Here is a 13,165-nt window from a genome sequence, read left to right on the forward strand (position 1 = left end):
GCCCCCCCCCGACGACTTTCCGACCCCGGACGGTCGTTCAGCCCGAGGCCGCCGGTGCCGAGGTGTCCGTCGCGACCGACACCGCGAGAAGGCCCAGAGCGGTTCCCATCAGATAGCGCTGGGCGCGGAGCCAGGAAGGGCGCCGGGCGAGGAAGACGGCGATCGCCCCCGCCGCGAGGACGATGCCCAGGTTGACGGTGAGGGCCACCACGATCTGGACGGAGCCGAGCACAAAGCCCTGGAGGAGGACGTTTCCCGCCTCCAGGCTGACGAACTGCGGGATGAGGGAGAGATACATGATGGCGATCTTCGGGTTGAGCAGATTCGTCATCAGGCCCATCGTGAACAGCCTGCGCGCCGAGTCGTGCGGCATCTCCTTCGGTGCGAAGACGGAGACGCCCCCGGGCCTCAGGGCGGTCCAGGCCAGATAGGCCAGATAGCCGGCCCCGGCCAGTTTCACCGCCACGTACAGCTCGGGCACCGCGAGGAAGACCACCGACAGGCCGAGATTCGTGGCCACCAGATAGACCAGGAACCCCACGGCCACACCGCCGAGGGAGACCACCCCCGCGCGTCGCCCCTGGGTGATGCTCCGGGAGACGAGATAGATCATGTTCGGCCCCGGGGTGAGCACCATGCCCAGGGCGATCATCGCGACGCCCAGCACTCCGCTCAGCTCAACCATGCTTGTCCGCCGCTCTGCTCATGCCTCGGTCCATGGTCCGGTCCCGGCCGCGCGGCTCGGTGCAATGCGAGTCTAGGTTCACCCTTCAGCTCGGTTCAATAGCGGACATTGCACTCGGTGCAATGATGTGTTTCGATGTGGCCGACCAAGGAGGTGAGGCCCGTGAAGGACTTCCGGTCCGTCGCGGACGCCGTGGCGGAGGAGATCGCGTCCGGCCGGCTCGGCCCCGGGGAACGCCTGCCTCCGCAGCGGGATTTCGCCCGGCTCCACGCCATCGCCGACTCCACCGCCTCCCGCGTCTACCAGGAGCTGGCCCGCCGGGGTCTCACCGTCGGCCACGTCGGCCGCGGCACGTTCGTCGCGGCCGCGCCCGGTGCTCCCGTTCCGGCCCCGGCCCTCTCGGAGCCCGCCGCCCACCGCGTGGACCTGGAGCTCAACCACCCCGTCGTCCCCGAACAGGCCGGGCTGCTCGCCGCCGGCCTGGAGAAGCTGGTCCGCTCCGACGATTTGGAGTCGGTGCTCCGCCCGGTCGGGCCCGCCGGTACGCCCGCCGCCCGCGAGGCGGCCGCCGACCTCCTGGTGCGGGGCGGCGGGCGGCCCGATCCAGGACGCGTCCTGTTCGCCGGGAACGGCCGGCAGGCCGTCTCCGCCGCCGTCGCCGCCCTGACCCGGCCGGGGGCCCGGCTGGGCGTCGAGGAGTACACCTATCCGGTGCTGAAGGCCATCGCCGCCCGGCTCGGCGTCACCCTCGTACCGCTGGCCATGGACGAGGACGGGCTGATCCCCGAGGCGGTGGAGGAGGCCCACCGCGCCGAACCGCTGCACGCCGTCTACGTACAGCCGGTCCTGCACAACCCGCTGTCGCTGACCATGCCCGCGCGGCGGCTCGACCACCTGGCCGATGTGCTGCTGACATCGGGGATCCACGCGATCGAGGACGCCGTCTGGGCCTTCCTCCGGGACGGCCTGCCGTCCCTCGCCGCGCGGGCCCCCGAGCACACCGTCCTCGTCGACAGCCTCTCCAAGCGGCTCTCCCCGGGGCTGTCCCTCGGGTTCGCCGTGGCCCCCGCCGTGCTGGAGGGCCGGGTCACGGCGGCCGTGCGCTCCGGCGGGTGGATGCCCATGCGGTTCCCCCTGGAGGCGATGGTGCGGTGGCAGGAGGACGGGGTCGTCGCCACGCTCGTACGGGCCAAACAGCGGGAGGCCGGGGCGCGTCAGGAGATCGCGCGCCGGCACCTCGGCGACTTCCGCACCCGCAGCGACCCGTCCTCGTACCACCTCTGGTGGGAGCTGCCCGCCCCCTGGCGCTCGGACACCTTCGTCGCCGCCGCCGCGCGGCACTCCATCGCGGTGACCCCGGCCGCCGCGTTCTCCGCCGGCCGTCCCCGCGGTCCGCACGCGATCCGCCTCGGCCTGGCGTCCCCCACCAAGGAGGTGCTCTCCCGGACCCTCGCGACCCTCGCCGGTCTCGCCCGGTCAGCACCGGACGACCTGGCCGAGGGCTGAGCACCGGCCCCCCGGCCTCAGGGCGCCCGGTCGCCGCGCTCCATGATCTCCTCCAGGAGCCCGTCGAGGTCCTTCAGCCGGTCCAGGCCCTTGACCGCCCTGGCCATCCGGTGGTTGGAGCTCAGGGACTCGCGGTGGCGGTGGAGGAAGGCCCAGTAGCCCGCCGTGTACGGGCAGGCGTGCTCGCCGGTGCGGTCGGTCGGGCGGTAGGAGCAGGGGGCGCACAGGTCGCTCATCTTGTTGATGTAGGCGCCGCCGGAGGTGTACGGCTTGGTCGTCATCCGGCCGCCGTCCGCGTACTGCGACATGCCGACGACATTGGGCAGCATCACCCAGTCGTAGCCGTCGACGAAGCACCGGTGGAACCAGTCGGTCACGGCGGCCGGCTCCCAGCCGTCCTGGAGGGCTCGGCTGCCCAGCACCATCAGCCGCGGGATGTGGTGCGTCCAGCCGGTGTCGCGGACCTGGGCCAGCACGGTGGACAGACAGTTCGCGGTGACCGCGTCGGCGTCCAGGTCGAGGAACCAGTCGGGCAGCGGAGCCCGATGGCGCAGCGCGTTGCGGTGCCGGTACTCCTCGCCGAAGTGCCAGTACAGGTGCCACACGTACTCCCGCCAGCCCGCGATCTGCCGGACGAAACCCTCGACGCTGTTGAGCGGCGCCTCGCCCGAGCGCCACGCCTGCTCGGCCCGCTCCACGCACTCGGCGGGGTCCAGGAGCCCCAGGTTGAGGGGGACGGACAGCAGGCTGTGGCTCATCACGGGGTCGGCCGCGAGCATGGCGTCCTCGTACCGCCCGAAGTCGCCGAGGCGGTGGGCGACGAAGCGCCGGAGCGCGGCCAGCGCCTCCCGCCGGGTGACGGGGAAGCGGCGGGGGCCGTCGCGGCCGACGAACGTGACCTCGCCGTCCCGCTCCCAGCGGTCGAGGTCGCGACGCACCTCGTCGTCGATCTCGTCCTCGCGCGGGCGGTAGGGCGCGGGGACGTCCAAGGTCTTCACGCCCCGGGGCGGCGGTTCGCGGTTGTCATGGTCGAGGTTCCACGTTCCGCCGGCCGGTTCGTCGCCGTCCATGAGCAACTCGTGCTCCCGGCGCATCCATCGGTAGAAGCCCTCCATCCGCAGCCGGTCGCCGCCGTGCTCCTCGGCCCACGCCCCGAACTCCTCCTGCGCCAGCAGAAAGCCCCGGGCCGGAAGCACGTCGACGCTGTCCCGGGCGGTCACGAAGTGCAGTGCCGCACGGGAGGTCGGGTGGCAGACCGTCAGACGGCCGTCCCCGCCACCCCCGCCGCCGAAACCCGCCTCCGCCAGCCCTTCGGCGTAGGTCCGTGCCTTGACATAGCGGACCCGGTCGCCCAGTTCGGCCGCCCGGTGCCGCATCGCGGAGAGGACGAGATGGGCCTTGGCCCGGTGGAAACGGCGCCGGCGCAGGACGGCCCGTGCCTCGATCATCAGGAGCGGGGCGTGGGCGTCCGGGCCGCCGTGGCGCGGGTCCAGGAAATGGGGGCCGAGCTGGTCCCCGAAGAGCCAGTGGGTGCGTGGTGCCATGAGGTGTGTCTGTCCTGCCGTCGGAGGTCTCCGCCTCCGACACGCTAGGGAGGGCGCGGACGGCTCCCGCGACGCCACGCCGCGTACGGCGCGTACAGCCGCCGGTGGGCTCGGCGACGCCCGCTCAGGCCGTCGCCGCGGTCATCCGCCGCAGCCCCGTGTACTGGAGCGCGGTGTAGACCGTCACGATCAGCGCGCCGATCAGCAGGAACACCACTCCGGCCCCGTTGAGCGGGACGAAGTCGGCGAAGGCGATCACCACGCACCCGACCGCACACACGGCGTTGACCGCCACGACGGTCCTGGCCAGGGCGGGCGGGATCACCGGGTAGCCCGCGATCAGCGCGAGGCAGCCCGCTCCGCCCAGCTGGAAGATCCCGAACGCGACGGCGAACGCCACCGGCATCCCGGTCAGCGAGCCGAGCGGCGCGGCGGCCGCGACGAGCACGAGGCCCATCACGGCGGTGCTCACGCTGTCCACCCGCAGCACCAGGCGGAGGAAGCGGGAGGTGTCCCGGTCCGGGGCCGTCGCTGCGGACGGGGCGAGGGTGTACGTCATCTCGGATCTCCTTCGTGCGGCGGGTCGACGCCACCGTGCCATGCGCGGGGGCCGGGACTCCATGACCTCCCAGGTCAAGAACGCCCCGGCGGTGATCCACCGATACGGTGGGATCATGGAGACCCAAGAGCTGCCCCGGATAGGCCCGTTGCTCCGGTCGTGGCGCCGCCGCCGCAGGCTCAGCCAGCTCGACCTGGCCCTGCGGGCCGACTCCTCCACCCGCCATCTCTCCTGCGTGGAGACGGGCCGCGCCCGCCCGAGCCGCGAGCTGGTGCTCCGGCTCGCCGAGCACCTCGACATCCCGCTGCGGGACCGCAACGGCCTGCTGCTGGCCGCCGGTTACGCCCCCGCCTACCGGGAGTCGCCGCTCGACAGCGACCGGATGACCATGGTCCGCTCGGCGATCCGGGCGATGCTGGCCGGACACGAGCCCTACCCGGCCGCCGCGATCGACCGGATCTGGAACATCGTCGACCGCAACGACGCGATGTCCCTGCTGCTCGGCACCGTACCGCCGCATCTGACGGAGGCGGGCGGCAACGTGATGCGGCTGATCCTCCACCCGGAGGGGCTCGCCTCGCAGTGCCTGAACTTCGCCCAGGTCCGCGCCCACGCGCTGGGCCGGCTGCGGCACCAGGTGGACACCACCGGCCACGACGACCTGCGGGAGCTGTACGAGGAGGTCTCCGCCTACCCGGTCCCGGCCGACCTCGACGTCGACCCCGGACCGGTGGACCCGACCGGCATCGTCGTCCCGCTGCGCATCCGTACCCCACTCGGCGACATGGCGTTCTTCAGCACGATCGCCACCTTCGGGGCCCCCGCCGACGTGACCCTCTCGGAACTCGCGGTGGAGTCGTTCTTCCCGATGGACGAGCAGACCGACACCCTGCTGCGCACCCTGGCCGCGCTGGGCGGCGGGGTGCGGTAGCCGGGCGACCGAACCCGGCCGGGCGGCGGGGATCGGTAGCGGTGGGGGTCAGTGGCGGCGCGGCCCCGAGCCCGGCCTGCCGTGCGGGTGGGCCCGGAAGTCCCGCCCCTCGCTCCGCAACTGCTGGGCCCGCAGCCGGGCCGCCTGCTCGATCAACAGCCCGTCCGCGTTCTCGGTGGCCCCGCGACGCCCGCGCCGGATCAGCACCACCGCACACCACGCGGACACCGCGCCGATCCCTGCCAGTAGTGCGACGAACGCCCCCATGAATCCCCCGCTTCCCCGTGCTGCGCCGGACCGGCGGGCCTCATTCTTCGTGCCACCCGCATCGCCCCGCAAGATCGCCCCGGGTTGACGTCATACCCCTGGGGGGTATCTTGGACGGTGAGTGGTCGCGATCCGGCGGCCTTGACGAGGGAGTGGGCCATGCAGACCGGTCTCAAGATCACGGCCTTCGCCGCGGGGCTCGCGGCGACCTTCGGGTCGGCGTACGCGGTGGGCGGCGCGCTGGATCCCGCGGCCCCGCCGAAGGGGCCGTCCCACCAGGAGAGCGGGCAAAATCACGGCGAGAAGGAGCGCCCGGCGGCCGAGGAGAGTGCGGGGGAGGCGTCCCAGCTTCCCGGCGGGCTGCAGGTCTCGGAGGGAGGCTTCACCCTCGACCTCGACACCCCGCGCGTCGAGGCGGGCGAGCCCGCCGAGCTGCGCTTCGCCGTCGTGGACGACGACACCTCCCGCAACGTGACCGCGTTCAGCCGCGAGCACGGCAAGGAGCTGCACCTGATCGTGGCGTCGAGCGACCTCACCACCTACCGGCACCTGCACCCCGAGCGGGCCGCCGACGGCACCTGGTCCGCCCCCGTCGAGCTTCCCGAGGCCGGCGGCTACCGGGTCTTCGCCGACTTCACCCCGGACGGGAAGGACGCCGAGGGCGTCACCCTGGGCGCCGACCTGGCCGTCTCCGGCGACGCGCGCCCCGAGCCGCTGCCGACAGCCCAGCGGACGGTGACGGTCGACGGGTACGAGGTCACCCTCGACGGGGCGCTGCGCCCCGGGGCGGGCAGCGAACTGAAGCTGGAGGTCGAGAAGGACGGCAAGCCGGTCACCGACCTGCAGCCCTACCTCGGCGCATACGGCCACCTCGTCGCGCTGCGCGCCGGGGATCTGGCGTACCTCCACGTCCACCCGAACGGTGAACCGGGCGACGGGCGTACGGAGTCCGGGCCCGAGGTCTCCTTCACCGCGACGGCCCCGAGCAAGGGGGCCTACCGCCTCTTCCTCGACTTCCGGCACGAGGGGAAGGTCCGGACGGCCGCCTTCACGGTGCACGCCGGGGGCGCGGCTCCCGAGAAGCCCGCGCCCGAGAGCGGGGAGTCCGCCGATCACGGGCACTGACGCCCGCCCCGCCGGGGCGGGCTGCCTCGACGCGCTCCGCCGGGGTCGACCGGGCTCAGCTCACGTCGAGGATCTTGCCCCACGAGCCGGCTCAGGGTCCGTCGCTCGGCGGCCGTCAGGGCGCCGAAGGCCCGGTCCAGCAGCCGCGGCACGCCGCCCTCCGCCTCCGCCAGCGCGGGCTCCGCCTCCGGGGTCAGCGTCACCGCATAGGCCCGGCGGTCCCGGGGGTGGTGCTCGCGCCGTACGAGACCGGAGTCCTCCAGGCCGTCGATGCAACCGACCATCACGCTCCGGTCGATGCGCAACTGCGCGCTCAACTCCTGCGGCGGCCGGCCCAAGCTACTTGCTCTCCAGATTGTTTACCGACAGATGATTTCGCTGCTACGTTCATTGGATCGTCGGCCTCGCGGGCTGTCGTCCCCGACGGGGTCCGCCGCTGGACCCCGGCGGCTCCGGCCGTCATCGCGTCGCCTTCCCGCTGCGCGGCACGGACGGCGGCCCCGCCGAGGTGGAGGTCCGGCTCCCGCATCTGAGCGTCACCAGAGGGTGAAGTAGTCCAAGTCAGCCTTGGAAAGGCACCGAGAGCCCAAACGTCGGCACGGCCTCAGCAGGACCACACGTCTGTATACGTGGTGGTCGGGCCGAGAGCTCCGTGCCGCACGCCCCGACCGCCACCCGAAACGGGAAAGTCGGAAGCGAAACTGTCTCGGTGTCAAGCTGCTCGTGATCCTCACCTGCGTGTTGGTTGATCTCCGTGATCGTCGCCATCGTGGCGACCTGGATCAACCACACCTCAGGAGCATCGATCGGTAATGCAGTCCTCTGTGGCGGCGGTGCGTTCGCCGGCTCCATGATTCCCTGCCTGGCCGCACTGTCTACGTTCAGCGTGCTTTGACCGCGCGCCGGTGCCCCGGAGACATCTCTCCGGGGCACCGCGCACGTCGGTCTGCTACTTGTCGGCGACGAAGGTGCCCAAGCCCAGCTCGGTGCGGACGACGCCGGTCGTGCGCAGGTGCGCCAACGCCTTCTGCCCGGTGGACGTGGCGATGTTGAACTCGGCGCTCAGCTCAACGATGCCCGGCACGCGGCTGCCCGGCGGATAGGTCCCGTCGGCCAGGCGTGCCTCCACGATCGCGGCCACCTGCCGCCGGATCGACGGCTTCGGAGGACGAGGAGTCGCTGTGGCCGGGTTGACCATGGGGGTGTACACGTACGACCCCGCGTTCGAGTCCATGCCGGACGGGTCGCCGATCGACACCCGGTGGCCCTTGTGCATGTGCCGCCGCTGCAAGGGCGAGGGCGCACCGGGCGAGCTGTGATGCCAGCCGGCCTAGCTGCTCCCCCGGGCGATGGCATCCCGCACGAGGTTCTCCCAGCCGAGGTCGGCGGCCACCCGCAACGCGTCCTTGGCCACCACCCTGTCACGTTCGATTCGACGGACCTGGTGGCCGCCGGCTCCGGCTTGAATGATCAGCGATTTGAGCTTGGCGTCGTGCCCCGGCGCGAACCTGTTCTGGGTCGTCGCGACGCACCCGGTGGCCTTGAGTTGCCACACCTTGTCGCCGCTGACGTCCTCGTGCACCGGGACCTCAAACGAGTAACTGCCGCACACACAGGCGGCGTTGGGTTTCCGTGTAGTCATGCCGCGCATCATAAGTGCCGAATGAGTGGTCTGTGCGTTGATAGCCCGTAATGGCCGGATCACGCCCAACCCGGCTTGGATGTCGTGCAGTTGCACCTATGCCGCCCCCGGCCGTCTGCGTTAGAATGAGAGCGTCCAGAGGTCGCATGGCATCTGGACGTGGAGAGGGTCAGCGCAATGCTGACTTCAGACGCCACGCACTCGTAGGCTTGCGGGGCCCTTCCCGGCCCGACACGCGCCAAGTCTCAGCGAGAAGACGTAGCGCTGCTTCACTGCTCCAAACAGACTGTGCCAGTTCAGTCTGTCCCGAGAACATTTGCGCGTTCGTGTGTCAGCGCGGGTGTCTCGGTCCGAACCGTAGGGTTCGGATCGAGGCTGCCTGCGCACCCGATCCGACCCATGACAGGGAAGGTCAGGATCGGTGGACGACACCGCCATCATCACCATTCTCGCCATCGCTGGCGTGGCCTCAGTGCTGCTCTACGTGGTCAAGGGATTTCTGGATCAGGTCCCTGAGGTAATCGAGTCGGCCGGACGCATCCGCGTCTCGTGGCAGCGCTTCAAGCGGCCCGACCTTCCGGCCTCGGCGGATGACCAGGAGCCGCCTGCCGCCGCATAGGTCGTCCCGGCCTCCGGTGGCACCACGGAGCGCACGAGACCCCGCCGCGGCCCCCGAGGGCCCGGCGGGCACGCGAGAGGCCCCCGGAGATACCGCCGGGGGCCTCTCGTGCACCCCACCCACAATTGCCATCACTCGCGTGCAGTTGCTCATGCCCGAGCGACTCCGCAGCCCCGGAGAGCCGCCGTGGCCTCCGGGGCTGCGGTGGGCTCAGGCCGCGATGGCGACGCGGAACCGGATCGGAGCCAGAGCGGCACCTCCGGAATGAGGTGTGGGCCCGCCCGCTACCGGGTGTCCCAGTGCGCGATCTCTTGCGCCGCGACCCCGGGCCCCGGCCGGAAATCCGTGCCGATCGTGTGCGCGAGCGGGATCAGCGCCGTCTGGAGCACCGTCTCGTACGGGATGCCGAGCAGCTCCGCGCCTTCCCTCTCGTCATGCAGGTGCGGGGTGGGCCAAGCGGTCCCGAGCCCCCGGCATGAAAGTCCGTCCGTTCAGGGCGCCGACCATAACGATCCGCGCACGGGTGTCCTGCGTTCCGCTGTACGCCCACGCCGCCACGTCGCCCCTTGCGGCCCCCGGAAAGTCAGGGGTGCCCGCGACCGGAACCACGTGAGGAGGGGCCGGGCGCGAGGCCCGGGCCGCCGTCGGTCGAAGGGGTCGTGGACATCTCGGAACGGGCTCCTTCCGAGGTGGGTCCGTCATGCCGTCGGTGAGCAACGGCGTTGCCCTGTAGGGGAGTACGCGGAGCGAAACCCGCTCCGTCGGGCAGGCTCCGAGGCGCTGCCCCACGCTCGACGCAAGGAACTTTTCGTCTGCCGGTCAATCATCTTGAGCAAGATCAAATGTTGCGAGATTATGTCGCGCTTCTGTTTCCGTCCCCCCCCCCGGTTCGGGGCTCCTGCCGGAGTGACGGCCCCCGAGGGCCGCGCCCGTGACCGGTGGTGAGAGAGGGGTGTGTTTGAGCCACCGACCCCTCTGGCTTAGGCTTGCCTAACCTTCATTGCTCGGTCAACCTGAGGACCCTCCATGCTCGGCTTCACCCGCGTGCGCCGCCACACTCTCGCCGCCACGGCCACCACCGTCGCTCTCGCCGTCGCCCTGGTCGGCTGCTCCTCGGACGGCGACGGCGACAAGAAGGACGGCGCGAAGGGCTCGGCGAAGAGCGGCGGCGCCTTCCCCGTCTCGATCAAGAGCTCGCTCGGCACCGCGAAGATCGAGGAGAAGCCCGAACGTATCGTCACCCTCGGCCAGGGCTCCGCCGAGACCGCGATAGCCCTCGGCCAGACGCCGGTCGGCATCGAGAGCTACCCGTGGGGCAGCGACAAGTCCGGCTACCTGCCGTGGATCAACGAAGCCGTCAAGAAGTCCGGCGACAAGCTCCCGAAGCAGTTCACGGGCGGCGAGGAGATCGACTTCGAGGCGATCACCGAGCTGGAGCCGGACGTCATCCTCGCCCCCTGGTCGGGCATCACGCAGAAGCAGTACGACGTCCTCAAGGACATCGCCCCCACGGTCGCCTACCCGGACCAGGCCTGGAGCACCGACTGGGACCAGCAGATCGACATCATCGGCAAGGCGCTCGGCCGCACCGAGGACACGAACGGTCTCAAGACGAAGATCGAGAAGCAGCTCGCCGACGCCGCGGCCACCCGGCCGAACTACAAGGACGTCACCTTCTCGTACATCTACAACTCCGGCCCCGGCACCCTCGGCGTCTTCAAGCCCGAGGAGCAGCGCGTCAAGATGGTCTCCTCGCTCGGTCTGAAGGTCGACCCGGTCGTCAACGGCTTCAAGGAGACCCCCGGCACCGACTCGGCCCTCATCGGCCTGGAGAACGCCGAGAAGCTCAAGGACAGCGACCTCGTCTTCACGTTCTACACGGACGAGAAGAACCGCAAGGAGATCGAGGGCCAGAAGCTGTACGGCGAGATCCCCGCGATCAAGAAGGGCGCCGTCGTCGCGAGCAACGACAACTCCTTCGTCACCGCCTCCTCGATCATCAACCCGCTGACCGTGCCGTGGACGATCGAGCGCTACCTGCCGCTCATCGACAAGGCCGTCGAGACCGCCGGCAAGTAACCCCGGCCGGGTATCCGGACCGCCGAGCCCACAAGGCACACTCCACTCCCATGGCAACCACCACGGTCGCACCCCCGAGCGGCGCGGGTACCTCCCGTACCGGCGCCGCTCGGTCGGCGTTCCTCCTGCTCCTCGGCCTGGCCGCGCTGGCACTCGCGCTCTGCGCCAGCGTCATGTTCGGCAGCCGCTCCACGTCGTTCGGCGATGTCCTCGACGTCCTGCGCGGCACCGCCGATCCCAACATCACCACCATCATCGAGAGCCGCTACCCCCGCACCGTCCTCGGCGTCCTCGCCGGGGTCTGCCTCGCGGTCGCGGGCACCCTCATGCAGGGCGTCTCGCGCAACCCGCTGGCCGAACCGGGCCTCCTCGGCATCAACGCCGGCGCCTCCGCGAGCATCGTCGCCGCGACCGCCTGGCTCGGGGCCTCCGGCGCCACCGACACCATGTGGTGGGCGCTGCCCGGAGCGCTGATCGCGGGCGTCCTCCTCCATGTCATCGGCTCCGCCGGTACGGGAACGAGCGTGGTGCGCCTGGTGCTCGCCGGAGCGGTGCTCACCGCCGTCCTGATGGCGTTCATCCAGGCGGTGACCCTCAGCAAACCGCAGGTCTTCGACAGCTACCGCTACTGGGTCGTCGGAGCGCTCGGCGGCCGGGACTTCGACGTCTTCTGGTCCGTCCTGCCGTTCGCCGCCACCGGCTTCCTCCTCGCCCTCGCCCTCGGCCCCGGCCTCAACGCCCTGGCCCTCGGCGACGCGACCGCCGTCGCCCTCGGCTCGCACCCCGGGCGCACGCGGGGCGGCGGACTGGTCGCCGCCACCCTGCTCAGCGCCGCCGCGACCGCCGCCGTCGGCCCGATCGCCTTCGTCGGCCTCGCCGTCCCGCACGTCGTACGGGCCCTGGTCGGCGTCGACTTCCGCGCCCAGATCCTCTTCTCCGCCCTGATGGGCCCCACCCTCCTGCTCCTCGCGGACGTGGTGGGCCGGGTCGTCATGCGGCCCACCGAACTCATGGTCGGCGTCGTCACCGCCTTCATCGGCGCACCCGCGCTGCTCATCGCCGTACGCAGGATGCGGGGCACCTCATGACCGTCACCGACCGCACCGCCCCCGTCCGCAAGGCGCCCCGGGGCTATCTGACCGTCGGCAGCGCCGTGGCGATACCGATGCGCCGGGCCTCCGTGTTCGCGGGCGCCGGGCTCTTCGTCCTCCTGCTCGCGGCCGCCGTCGCGACGCTGGCCTGGGGACGCCTCGGCATCGACCTCGCCGACCTGCCCGCCGCCCTCGTCGGGGGCGCCGAGGGTAAGGACCGGTTCGTCTTCAACCGGCTGCGCGGGCCCCGTCTCACCGTCGCCATCGGCGTGGGCGCGGCGCTCGGCCTGTCCGGCGCGCTGTTCCAGTCCGTCACCCGCAACCCGCTCGGCAGCCCGGACGTCATCGGGCTCTCCGCCGGGGCCGGCGCGGGCGCCGCGTGCTGCGCGCTGATGTTCCCCGACACGGTCCCGGTCGCCGTCGGCGCGCTCATCGGCGCCCTCCTCGCGATGGCCCTCGTGTACGTCTCCACCGGCACCGGCTTCCGCAACCCCGCCCGGCTCGTCATCGCGGGCATCGGGGTGGCCGCGATGGGCGCGGCCCTCACCCAGTACGTCGTCTACGCCCTGGAGCGAGACAAGGCGTCCGTCCTCACTGCGTACGTCAACGGCAGCCTGACCGCACGCTCCTGGACCGACGCCACGACCGTCTGGCTGGTCCTGGCCGCCGCCGCCCCGCTCGCCGCTCTGATCTCGCGGCGGCTCGACATCGGCGAGATGGGCGACGACATCGCCGAGGGGCTCGGCTCCGAGCCGAAGAAGGCCAAGACCCTCGCCGTGCTCCTGGCCATCGCCCTCTCGGCCGCCGCGGTCAGCGTCTCGGGCCCCATCGCCTTCATCGCCCTGACCGCCCCCCAGATCGCCCGGCGCCTCACCCGCGGCTCCGGCCCGCACCTGCTGCTCTCCGCCCTGACCGGCGGTCTGCTGCTGGTCCTCGCGGACCTCTGCTCGCAGCAGCTGCCGCTTTTCGACGACCTGCCGGTCGGGATCTACACGATGGCGATCGGCGGCGCGTATCTGGGCTATCTGCTGGTACGGGAGTGGCGCAAGGGCGTGCTCTGAGGGGCGGGGGCAGCGAGGGGCGGGCAGGCGGGGCCGGGATCTGCCAGGGCTGTCCC

The 13,165-nt window shown here is 71.5% G+C and carries 15 protein-coding genes; 8 read left to right on the forward strand and 7 right to left on the reverse strand.

The window, feature by feature from the left end:
- Nucleotides 1-37 precede the first annotated feature (37 nt).
- Complete coding sequence (locus tag D3105_RS25875; protein WP_118905424.1) at nt 38-685, reverse strand: LysE family translocator; 648 nt, start codon at nt 683-685, stop codon at nt 38-40.
- A 162-nt stretch (nt 686-847) separates the two neighbouring features.
- Here D3105_RS25875 and D3105_RS25880 point away from each other — a divergent pair, with 162 nt between their 5' ends.
- Nucleotides 848-2,191: a PLP-dependent aminotransferase family protein gene (locus tag D3105_RS25880; RefSeq protein ID WP_118905425.1), complete on the forward strand. Its 1,344-nt coding sequence runs from the start codon at nt 848-850 to the stop codon at nt 2,189-2,191.
- A 17-nt stretch (nt 2,192-2,208) separates the two neighbouring features.
- On the opposite strand, the gene D3105_RS25885 is transcribed toward D3105_RS25880, so the two are convergent.
- Entirely contained in the window at nt 2,209-3,735 is a 1,527-nt protein-coding gene (locus tag D3105_RS25885) for a cryptochrome/photolyase family protein (protein WP_118905426.1), read from the reverse strand.
- Between the two features lie 124 nt (nt 3,736-3,859).
- On the reverse strand, nt 3,860-4,294 hold the full coding sequence (locus D3105_RS25890) for a hypothetical protein (RefSeq protein ID WP_118905427.1): 435 nt from the start codon (nt 4,292-4,294) through the stop codon (nt 3,860-3,862).
- Nucleotides 4,295-4,409: 115 nt separating this feature from the next.
- On the opposite strand from D3105_RS25890, the gene D3105_RS25895 reads away from it, so the two are divergent.
- On the forward strand, nt 4,410-5,225 hold the full coding sequence (locus tag D3105_RS25895) for a helix-turn-helix domain-containing protein (RefSeq protein WP_206272900.1): 816 nt from the start codon (nt 4,410-4,412) through the stop codon (nt 5,223-5,225).
- A 48-nt stretch (nt 5,226-5,273) separates the two neighbouring features.
- Here the strand turns inward: D3105_RS25895 and D3105_RS25900 are convergent, their stop codons facing one another.
- The gene (locus tag D3105_RS25900; RefSeq protein WP_118905428.1) at nt 5,274-5,492 is read right to left on the reverse strand and encodes a hypothetical protein; all 219 of its coding nucleotides are present in this window, start codon (nt 5,490-5,492) and stop codon (nt 5,274-5,276) included.
- 159 nt (nt 5,493-5,651) lie between these two features.
- Between D3105_RS25900 and D3105_RS25905 the strand changes: the two genes are divergently transcribed.
- Complete coding sequence (locus tag D3105_RS25905; RefSeq protein ID WP_118905429.1) at nt 5,652-6,617, forward strand: hypothetical protein; 966 nt, start codon at nt 5,652-5,654, stop codon at nt 6,615-6,617.
- On the opposite strand, the gene D3105_RS25910 is transcribed toward D3105_RS25905, so the two are convergent.
- Nucleotides 6,605-6,934 carry a MarR family winged helix-turn-helix transcriptional regulator gene (locus D3105_RS25910; protein WP_240647023.1) on the reverse strand — a complete coding sequence of 110 codons (330 nt, stop codon included), beginning with the start codon at nt 6,932-6,934 and terminating at the stop codon, nt 6,605-6,607. The genes D3105_RS25905 and D3105_RS25910 overlap by 13 nt on opposite strands.
- A 437-nt stretch (nt 6,935-7,371) precedes the next feature.
- Here D3105_RS25910 and D3105_RS34705 point away from each other — a divergent pair, with 437 nt between their 5' ends.
- Entirely contained in the window at nt 7,372-7,512 is a 141-nt protein-coding gene (locus D3105_RS34705; RefSeq protein WP_165891083.1) for a hypothetical protein, read from the forward strand.
- A gap of 54 nt (nt 7,513-7,566) precedes the next feature.
- Here the strand turns inward: D3105_RS34705 and D3105_RS25915 are convergent, their stop codons facing one another.
- Together D3105_RS25915 and D3105_RS25920 are read right to left on the reverse strand one after the other, a co-directional pair.
- Nucleotides 7,567-7,893 carry a winged helix-turn-helix domain-containing protein gene (locus D3105_RS25915; RefSeq protein ID WP_338104021.1) on the reverse strand — a complete coding sequence of 109 codons (327 nt, stop codon included), beginning with the start codon at nt 7,891-7,893 and terminating at the stop codon, nt 7,567-7,569.
- Between the two features lie 54 nt (nt 7,894-7,947).
- Nucleotides 7,948-8,259 (reverse strand): hypothetical protein, encoded by a 312-nt coding sequence (locus D3105_RS25920; protein WP_118905437.1) that lies wholly within the window; start codon nt 8,257-8,259, stop codon nt 7,948-7,950.
- Nucleotides 8,260-8,680: 421 nt separating this feature from the next.
- Between D3105_RS25920 and D3105_RS25925 the strand changes: the two genes are divergently transcribed.
- The 4 genes from D3105_RS25925 to D3105_RS25945 all read left to right on the forward strand — a co-directional run bounded on the left by D3105_RS25925 (nt 8,681) and on the right by D3105_RS25945 (nt 13,109).
- Complete coding sequence (locus D3105_RS25925; protein WP_118905431.1) at nt 8,681-8,878, forward strand: hypothetical protein; 198 nt, start codon at nt 8,681-8,683, stop codon at nt 8,876-8,878.
- A 1,026-nt stretch (nt 8,879-9,904) separates the two neighbouring features.
- The gene (locus D3105_RS25935; RefSeq protein ID WP_118905432.1) at nt 9,905-10,957 is read left to right on the forward strand and encodes an iron-siderophore ABC transporter substrate-binding protein; all 1,053 of its coding nucleotides are present in this window, start codon (nt 9,905-9,907) and stop codon (nt 10,955-10,957) included.
- A 50-nt stretch (nt 10,958-11,007) separates the two neighbouring features.
- A complete protein-coding gene (locus D3105_RS25940) occupies nt 11,008-12,045 on the forward strand; it encodes a FecCD family ABC transporter permease (RefSeq protein ID WP_118905433.1) in 1,038 nt (345 codons plus the stop codon).
- Nucleotides 12,042-13,109, forward strand: a complete 1,068-nt coding sequence (locus tag D3105_RS25945) for a FecCD family ABC transporter permease (protein WP_118905434.1) — start codon at nt 12,042-12,044, stop codon at nt 13,107-13,109. Before D3105_RS25940 ends, D3105_RS25945 begins: the two co-directional genes overlap by 4 nt.
- The last annotated feature ends 56 nt before the right edge of the window (nt 13,110-13,165 follow it).

Origin of the sequence: Streptomyces globisporus (genome assembly GCF_003501885.1) — a bacterium.
Taxonomy (GTDB): Bacteria; Actinomycetota; Actinomycetes; order Streptomycetales; family Streptomycetaceae; genus Streptomyces; species Streptomyces globisporus_D.

Excerpts from the sequence above, each read along its gene's own strand:
- D3105_RS25940 (WP_118905433.1), top strand. The coding sequence starts at position 11,008 with ATGGCAACCACCACGGTCGCACCCCCGAGCGGCGCGGGTACCTCCCGT.
- D3105_RS25935 (WP_118905432.1), top strand. The coding sequence starts at position 9,905 with ATGCTCGGCTTCACCCGCGTGCGCCGCCACACTCTCGCCGCCACGGCC.
- D3105_RS25905 (WP_118905429.1), top strand. The coding sequence starts at position 5,652 with ATGCAGACCGGTCTCAAGATCACGGCCTTCGCCGCGGGGCTCGCGGCG.
- D3105_RS25895 (WP_206272900.1), top strand. The coding sequence starts at position 4,410 with ATGGAGACCCAAGAGCTGCCCCGGATAGGCCCGTTGCTCCGGTCGTGG.
- D3105_RS25920 (WP_118905437.1), bottom strand. The coding sequence starts at position 8,259 with ATGACTACACGGAAACCCAACGCCGCCTGTGTGTGCGGCAGTTACTCG.
- D3105_RS25890 (WP_118905427.1), bottom strand. The coding sequence starts at position 4,294 with ATGACGTACACCCTCGCCCCGTCCGCAGCGACGGCCCCGGACCGGGAC.
- D3105_RS25875 (WP_118905424.1), bottom strand. The coding sequence starts at position 685 with ATGGTTGAGCTGAGCGGAGTGCTGGGCGTCGCGATGATCGCCCTGGGC.
- D3105_RS25945 (WP_118905434.1), top strand. The coding sequence starts at position 12,042 with ATGACCGTCACCGACCGCACCGCCCCCGTCCGCAAGGCGCCCCGGGGC.
- D3105_RS25885 (WP_118905426.1), bottom strand. The coding sequence starts at position 3,735 with ATGGCACCACGCACCCACTGGCTCTTCGGGGACCAGCTCGGCCCCCAT.
- D3105_RS25900 (WP_118905428.1), bottom strand. The coding sequence starts at position 5,492 with ATGGGGGCGTTCGTCGCACTACTGGCAGGGATCGGCGCGGTGTCCGCG.
- D3105_RS25915 (WP_338104021.1), bottom strand. The coding sequence starts at position 7,893 with ATGCACAAGGGCCACCGGGTGTCGATCGGCGACCCGTCCGGCATGGAC.